This is a genomic window from Streptomyces sp. NPDC006309 (assembly GCF_040613095.1).
Classification (GTDB): Bacteria; Actinomycetota; Actinomycetes; order Streptomycetales; family Streptomycetaceae; genus Streptomyces.
In genome coordinates, this window is sequence record NZ_JBEXRO010000047.1 from 20,624 (window position 1) to 27,679 (window position 7,056).

Annotated in this window: 7 protein-coding genes; all 7 read left to right on the forward strand. The window is 67.8% G+C overall.

Annotated elements, in window-relative coordinates; translation table 11 throughout:
- The first annotated feature begins 293 nt into the window (after positions 1–293).
- The 7 genes from ABZ117_RS33655 to ABZ117_RS33685 all read left to right on the forward strand — a co-directional run bounded on the left by ABZ117_RS33655 (position 294) and on the right by ABZ117_RS33685 (position 6,380).
- Positions 294–1,091 carry a GntR family transcriptional regulator gene (locus ABZ117_RS33655; RefSeq protein ID WP_356826502.1) on the forward strand — a complete coding sequence of 266 codons (798 nt, stop codon included), beginning with the start codon at positions 294–296 and terminating at the stop codon, positions 1,089–1,091.
- A complete protein-coding gene (locus ABZ117_RS33660) occupies positions 1,088–1,837 on the forward strand; it encodes a glycosyltransferase family A protein (RefSeq protein WP_356826504.1) in 750 nt (249 codons plus the stop codon). Before ABZ117_RS33655 ends, ABZ117_RS33660 begins: the two co-directional genes overlap by 4 nt.
- Positions 1,838–2,088: 251 nt before the next feature.
- On the forward strand, positions 2,089–3,249 hold the full coding sequence (locus ABZ117_RS33665) for a hypothetical protein (protein WP_356826506.1): 1,161 nt from the start codon (positions 2,089–2,091) through the stop codon (positions 3,247–3,249).
- On the forward strand, positions 3,249–4,583 hold the full coding sequence (locus ABZ117_RS33670) for a DnaB-like helicase C-terminal domain-containing protein (protein WP_356826508.1): 1,335 nt from the start codon (positions 3,249–3,251) through the stop codon (positions 4,581–4,583). Before ABZ117_RS33665 ends, ABZ117_RS33670 begins: the two co-directional genes overlap by 1 nt.
- Positions 4,584–4,708: 125 nt before the next feature.
- Positions 4,709–5,263: a helix-turn-helix transcriptional regulator gene (locus ABZ117_RS33675; protein ID WP_356826510.1), complete on the forward strand. Its 555-nt coding sequence runs from the start codon at positions 4,709–4,711 to the stop codon at positions 5,261–5,263.
- A 67-nt stretch (positions 5,264–5,330) separates the two neighbouring features.
- Positions 5,331–5,696: a hypothetical protein gene (locus tag ABZ117_RS33680; RefSeq protein ID WP_356826512.1), complete on the forward strand. Its 366-nt coding sequence runs from the start codon at positions 5,331–5,333 to the stop codon at positions 5,694–5,696.
- A gap of 156 nt (positions 5,697–5,852) precedes the next feature.
- Positions 5,853–6,380: a hypothetical protein gene (locus ABZ117_RS33685; protein WP_356826514.1), complete on the forward strand. Its 528-nt coding sequence runs from the start codon at positions 5,853–5,855 to the stop codon at positions 6,378–6,380.
- The last annotated feature ends 676 nt before the right edge of the window (positions 6,381–7,056 follow it).

The window sequence follows — 7,056 nt, forward strand, 5'->3', positions numbered from 1 at the left end:
GGGCAGCGCAACGGCTGCGGGTGGCGCAACTGGCTGCTGCTCTCAGGGGACCGCGTGGAACTCGTCACCCCAGCCGGCGTGTAAGCACGGACAGCCAGACGTATGCAGTTGGGCTCCTGCGGCGTGCAACCAAGAAGGTTGACGCAAGAGTTCGGCCGATCCATCTTGCGATGGTTCCGCCGAGAGAGACAGTGCCACACACCTGAGGCGCGACGCAACAACCATCGCAAGATGGTTGGTGGCATGTTGCGATGGTTGTTGCGTAGAGATCGACGGAGTGAGAGAGTGCCGTTATGGCATCAACGTCCAAGTACCTGGAGCTAGCCGACGCGCTAGCCGCCCAGATCGAACGAGGGGAGTACGCCCCTGGCCAGCGGTTTCCTACCGTCATGGAGCTTGCCAAGGCACATAGCGTGGCTCCCAACACGATCAGCCGGGCAGTGCAGGCGCTCAAAGAGCGCGGCTTGCTCGCAGGCAAAACCGGCGGCACGACACGCGTACGGGTCCAGCCGATCCGCCAGACCCGTTCCAATGAGCGCTACCAGATAGAGAAGGACCACGTACTGCTACCGGAGCAGGATCGACGCACAACTGGTGTCGCGGAGCTGGACTCGGGTGTGCCGCTGGCGACGATGTTCGAAAGCAGGGTTCAGCTGGACGTGATCCCTGCCCCACCGGACGTTGCTGAGACCCTGGGACTCGAGCCCGGAGCGCTCGTACGACGGAGCATCAGCACGCGCCGGCACAAGGAGGGCGCGGGGGTCGGTAGGTCTGTGTCCTACATGCCACATGATCTCGCCCGCAAAAACCCGCAGCTATTCGACCAAGCACAAGAGCCCTGGCCGGGTGGTGCGCTTCATCAGCTGCACACGGTGGGCGTGGAAGTGGACTGCATTGTGGACATCGTGTCGGCGTCCATGCCGACCGACGCCGAGAGAGACGAACAGGACATTCCCCCGGGCGTGCCAGTGATGCATGTACGGAAGATCTCGTATTCCACCGACGGGCAAGCCGTCGAGGTGACCGAAATTCCACTTCCTGCGGATCGAGCCGAACTGCGCTACGTCACGCCCTTGAAGAGGTGGTCATGAACCGGATCATCAGCGTGGTGACCCCCGTCTACGACGGCGGAGAGGCGTACCTGCGCGAAACGTACGACTCCGTGCGGGCTGAACGCGAACGCCTGCCTCAGGGTTGGGATTTGCAATGGCTTGTCCAAGAGGACGGGACCACTGGCCGACCAATCAAAACCCTTCCCTCCGAGCCCTGGATTTCACCAGGAATGGCAGAGCGAGGAGGTGCCGGCGCGGCTCGCACGTCGGCTCTCCCACGAGCGGCAGGTGACCTCGTCCGCGCCCTAGACGCGGATGACGTGATCCTGCCGGGCGGGTTGGCTCGGGAAATCACCGCTCTTGAAGATCACCCTGAAGCGGGCTGGTGCGTATCCGCTGGGGTGGACCTCCTCCCGGACGGCTCCACGGCCGTAGGGCCGTACGACCCTCCCGAGGGGCCTCTGACCTATGAGTCACTGCTCAGCGCATACGACGCCGACGCCTTCCCCGTGCTGGCCCAGCACCTGACTGCACGAAAGTCGCTGCTGCTCGCCGTCGGCGCCTGGCCGGCCCTTCCTGCCTGGGAGACGATCGCAACGGTCCTGTGCTGCGCTGCGGTCTCGGATGGGTGGATGATCGCCACCCCGGGTGGCGTCTACCGAAAGCACCCGGGGCAGACGACGGCTCAGGCCGACTACAGCGAGGTCGCCGGGGTTGAAGATCTACGCGTCATCGTCCGGGCGCAAGCAGAAGCGCTACGCGCCACCGGCTGGCGCTGGCCGTAAGGAATGATGGGAAAAGCGAAGAGGCCCCGTCGCCACAACGGAGCCTCTTCCAAGTCCGACTCAACCGAGCTAGCCACTCTGAGTCGTGTCCGGTGAGGTGACCTCGCCGGGGTGATGCCCGTGGGCCCATGGCCCGCGCAGTCACCTATACCCAGAGTATGCGCAAGGGATTGCGCAACGCCACTACTCCGGGATCCTCGTAGGTCACATCTGCCGGTCACGGCTCCCCTACCTGGGGAGATGCACCACCGTTGCACCACAAGATCGAAACGCCAGAGCCCGACGAAACACCGGGAGCGGCGCTCATCACCGGGCGGGCTGCCGCCCTGCGTCCGTCGGTGCCGTTGTACCGGCACATGTTGTACGGCAACGGGCTGAACCACGCCCTGGACTTTCTGGTCCTCGCGCACATCCACTTCATGTGCGAGGACGGCAAGCAGTTCACAGTAGATGACCTCGTCACAGCGCTGCGCCGCGAAGGTATCACCAGCTCCAACGGCAAGGGGCTGATCGGCAGCAAGGCTGTCTACGAATCTATCGCCAGGCTGCGCGCGGTCGGCTTCCTGCACCGCGCTCAAGACAACGACGGGGGCAGCTTCGGCAAGGTTGCGTACACCTTCTACGAGTTCCCCGCCACCAACCCTCATTGGGCGCCGCTACAGCTGTCGGAATCGGCCGCTGATGCACCGCTTCTCCTGACAGGCGAAGCGGTGTGCGACCTACCGCACAGTAACGCTATTTCCGCAGGTCAGGCCGCTTCTCCTGACAAGGCACGCGCTGACAAGGCACGCGCTGACAGGCGAACCGGAAAACGACGCGTTTCCGCAGGTCAGACCGCTTCTCCTGACAGGCGAAGCGCAAAGCCTTCCCCCCCACACCCCCCGGAGGAGGAGGATTCCTCCTCCCCCAACCCCCTCACTGACCCCGCGCGGTCGCTCCCGTCACAGAGGGAGCAGCAGTCGGGGGAGCGGGCTGCGGAGTTCGCTGCGGAAGAGCTGCGCGACGCGAGTGAGTTCCTCCAGCGGATGCAGCGGTGGCAGGCGGGCGCGGCCACGGCCAGGCGGTGCGCGCCGAAGCTGCTGCGGGCGATGCGTGCGCAGGGCTGGCCGGCACTGGCCGACATGGACGACGCCCACCGCGCCCTGCTGGAGGCGGACATCCTGAAGAACACCGGTGGGGCCGCGTCCTGGACGAAGTGCCTGCCGGGCTGGGTGGAGGACCTGCGCCTGTACGCCACGGTGAAGCCACGCACGGCCCCCGCCGCCGGTGGTGCCGATGAGGGGGCGCGGGCCGCGCTGGTGGCCGCCTGCCCGGCCTGTGACGCTCTCGGATGGGTCCTGGACGACGATGACGACGGCCCGATGGTGCGCTGCGCGCATCCGGGCGTGAGCGCGGGGACGGGGGCGGCGTGATGACCGTGCAGGAGCTGGCCACCGAAAGCCCGGAGGCAGAGGCGCACGTGCTGGGCGCCTGCCTGATGGCGACCCCGGCCTACGACGCCGTGGCCGATGCCGCACGCGTCCTCGGCGACGGCACCGCCCTGTCCCCGGCCAATGAGCTGGTGTGGCAGGCGATCACCCGCCTGCACGGCCGGAGCCGGCCGACCGGCGTGCCGATGGTCGAGGCCGAGCTGCGCAGCACCGGCGATCTGGAGCGTGCCGGGGGAGTGGTTCGGCTGTCGCAGCTGGCGATGGCCGCCTGCGGCGCCGGGCAGGTCGAGCACTACGCCGGTCTGGTCGCCGGCTACGCCGCGCTGCGCCGCTACCAGGGCGCGCTCGCCCGTGCCCAGCAGACGGCGCGCCTGGTCTCCCCGACCGACGTGCCCGACGCGATCCGCGCCCACCAGGCCGACCTCGACTACCTGGCCGTCGGCGCCGAAGAAGACGAGCATTTCGGGCGCCTCGGCGATGACCTGCACGAGCACGTCAAGGCCCTGGAGACCCCGACTGAGGCAGCGGCCGTGACCGGTCTGATGGACCTGGACGCCGTGCTCAAGATGCGGCCGGGCAACGTCATCGTCGTCGCGGGCCGTCCCGCCATGGGCAAGAGCGCCTTCACCCTCGGCGTCGCGCTCGCCAACGCGGGCACCGGCCGGCCGACGCTCGTGCACTCGATGGAGATGGGCAAGGCCGAGGTCAACAACCGCGTACTGGCCGCCCGGGCGCGGGTGGGACTGCACCACCTCATGGACGGCGGCCCGGCCATCGAGGACGGCGACTGGACACGCATCCTGCGGGTCCTGCCCGACCTCAAGACGCTGCCGCTGTGGATGGACTACGCCGCCCGCGTCACCCCCAGCCGGGTCCGCCACCGCATCAAGGCCCTGACCCGCGAGACCGGCCGCGTCCCGCTGGTGATCATCGACTACGTGCAGCTCATGGACACCGACCAGCGCAACGGCCGTCAGACGGCGTACGAGCGGGTCTCCGACGTCAGCCGCGAACTGAAGATCATCGCGGAGGAGACCGGCGCGGTCATCATCTGCTGCGCCCAGCTCAACCGCGGCTCCGAGCACCGCGAGGGCAAGCGGCCGCAGGTGTCGGACCTGCGGGACTCCGGGCAGCTTGAGCAGGACGCGAGCGCGATCATCCTGCTGCACCGGGAGGACGCCTACGAGCCGGCCAGCCCACGCGCGGGCGAGGTCGACCTGATCCTCGGCAAGAACCGCAACGGACCGACCTGCACCGTCACCGTGGCCCACCAACTGCACTTCGGGCGGATCCGGGACATGGCACAGGCCGACTGACACCCCCGTACGCGCCCTGAGCGTCCCTCTCGCGGCCGATCACCCCGCCCGGCGTCAATTCCCTCGCCGGGCCGGGGAATCGGCCCTCACAGCCCCGTACAGCCGATCTTGAAAGAAGGGTCCCGATGGGTCTGGTCTCCGACGGCCTGGACCGCGCCGTGCAACGGGCGTTCACCCGCCCCATCCCGAAATCCGCGGGCGCGCAGATGCGCTACCTCGTCAAGCAGCTCAGGGGCACCCGGGCGGTCGCCGCCGCGCTTGGTGTCTCTCAGCGCACCGTGGAGCGCTACGTCAAGGACCAGATCCGCCGGCCCCGCCCGGACCTTGCCCAGCGCCTGGCCGACGCGGTCCGGGCCCGCTGGCAGCCCCGCATCCGCGAACTGGCCCGCCGCCAGGCCGCCACGAGCACCGGCCTGATGATCGACGCCCGCGCCAGGTTCGGGTTCACCGCGGCCCCGGGCAGCACCGACGACGCCCGCCTGCGCCACCTCACCCTCGCCCTGCCGCCCCACCACGCCGCCCGTCTCTTCCAGGCCCAGGAGGCCGGCGCCACCGAGGAGCAGCTCCGCGAGATCGCCGCCGAAGCCCTGGGCGAGGTCTACTTCCGCGACAGCGGCCGCCGCGCCCACGGCCTGGAGGTGGAGTTCACCGACGTCGAGCAGCTGGAGTTCGACCTGTAGGGCCTCGCCCGGGTGATCCTCCCCGCTTGCCCGTGACGACGGCGGCCAGGGAGGGAGTTGACCGGGCATGATCCGACGACTCATCGGCGCGGCCACCGTGACGGCCGCTGTCCTGACCACCCTCGTGACGGCCTCGCCGGCACCCGCAGCGCCCGCATCGTCCAGGCCCCGCTCCTGCAACACCCAAGGAGCTGCCGAGCAGCTCCACACCACCGAGCCCGTGCACCTGCGCGCGGGCAAGGGCACCCGCTACCGCTCCCTGGCCGTCCTGACGAAGAACACCGACTTCTACGCCGAATGCTGGGGCATCACGTCCGGCCACGTGTGGTGGGCGTACGGCGAAGTCGTCTCCGGCCGGTACGCCGGCGTCCCCCACGGGCGCCGCGGCTGGGTGAACGGCGACTACCTGGCTACCGGCTACCGGCACCGCTGAAAAGGCGCGGGATCGGCGATAGGTGCGGGGCTCTACCAGCGGCGCCATGCCTTCGCGACCTCAAACGATAATCCTATATGTCCGTCATTTTCTCATTGGGTGCGCTTGTAGCGATACGCTTCCCTTTCGTTACAGCCGCACACGAAGGGGCCCTGAATGAACCGTCTTACGGGCAAGTTGGTCACTGTCGCAGCCGGCTTCGCGCTGGCTCTGGCTCCTGTCCAAGCCCATGCAGCCCCCAGCTTCCCCGACGGTTGCAAGTCCACGACGGGCACCAGCTCGTCAGGGAACTGGTCGGTGACAGTTACCGCCTGCTTGGGAAAGAAAGATGCCTACAACCACAATTCAGGCAGCTATCGCGATCATCCCGCCACTTGGGTCAAGGTCGACTGCCAGCACTACAGCGGTGGTTTCTGGAGCACCCGCCGGTGCCAAGTGGAAGGCAGCGCGCACCTCGACAAAGACGGGCAGCAGCTCCAGTCCGGCTCCATCGGCTTCACGACGAGCCCCTTCGGCACCGGCGAAACAAGTATCTGGCGTCTGTATGAGTGCCGCGGCCACGGCACCTACTCCTACACGGCAGAGGGGCTTTCCGCGACCGAACTGATTTCTACGGACCTGGGCGTCGTCACCGGCGAGACAGCCAGTGTTCCGGCGGTGACAGTCACGGCTACTGGCTGCTGAACGCCGTGCTCTTGCTCCGCGCACTCCGGTGCCCCATTCCCGGTCCTCCGGGGGTGGGGCACCGTTCGTGATTCCCCCCGGTGCATCATGTGGTGCACCGGGGGTGGGGGCTGGTTCCAGAGTGGATCCGCCCCGAATTTTGAAGCACCGGCCGGAGGGTGTGGTCTGGTTCTGCCAAGGGTACATGCTGCATCAGGTGATGCAGGCTCAGGCCGGGGCAGGGGCACGGGCCCGTGCCCCGGATTCTCCGGAAGTTTTGGGCGGGCCCAACACCCCGCCCGGACGGGTGCGGCCGGGCGGGGTGTTGGGCCCGGGGGTGGCGGGCCGGAATCCCAGGCGGTACACAGCCACGGGCGTGATGCCCCCTCACGCTGCTGCCCGGCGGAGCCGGTTGGGGCGGAGCGTAGCGAAGACCCCCGCCCGGGGAGCGCAGCGGACCGGGCTGGATTGGAGCGCAGCGGAAATCCGAATTCCCGCGCAGCGGGAATTGATAAACTCGCGGAGCGGGTTTATCGGAATGCGCGCAGCGCATTCCTGCTTTTCCATCGCGCAGCGATGGAAAACCCGCGGAGCGGGTTTTCTACACGCAAGACACGGTGGAATATGTGGGCCCGTCGGCTAATTCGGGCCGGCAGAACGAAGGTGTGGACAATCAGGCAAAAATCAAGAAATGGCT

Coding starts and splice junctions, on each gene's coding strand:
- ABZ117_RS33655 (WP_356826502.1), top strand. CDS start 294: ATGGCATCAACGTCCAAGTACCTGGAGCTAGCCGACGCGCTAGCCGCC.
- ABZ117_RS33660 (WP_356826504.1), top strand. CDS start 1,088: ATGAACCGGATCATCAGCGTGGTGACCCCCGTCTACGACGGCGGAGAG.
- ABZ117_RS33670 (WP_356826508.1), top strand. CDS start 3,249: ATGACCGTGCAGGAGCTGGCCACCGAAAGCCCGGAGGCAGAGGCGCAC.
- ABZ117_RS33675 (WP_356826510.1), top strand. CDS start 4,709: ATGGGTCTGGTCTCCGACGGCCTGGACCGCGCCGTGCAACGGGCGTTC.
- ABZ117_RS33680 (WP_356826512.1), top strand. CDS start 5,331: ATGATCCGACGACTCATCGGCGCGGCCACCGTGACGGCCGCTGTCCTG.
- ABZ117_RS33685 (WP_356826514.1), top strand. CDS start 5,853: ATGAACCGTCTTACGGGCAAGTTGGTCACTGTCGCAGCCGGCTTCGCG.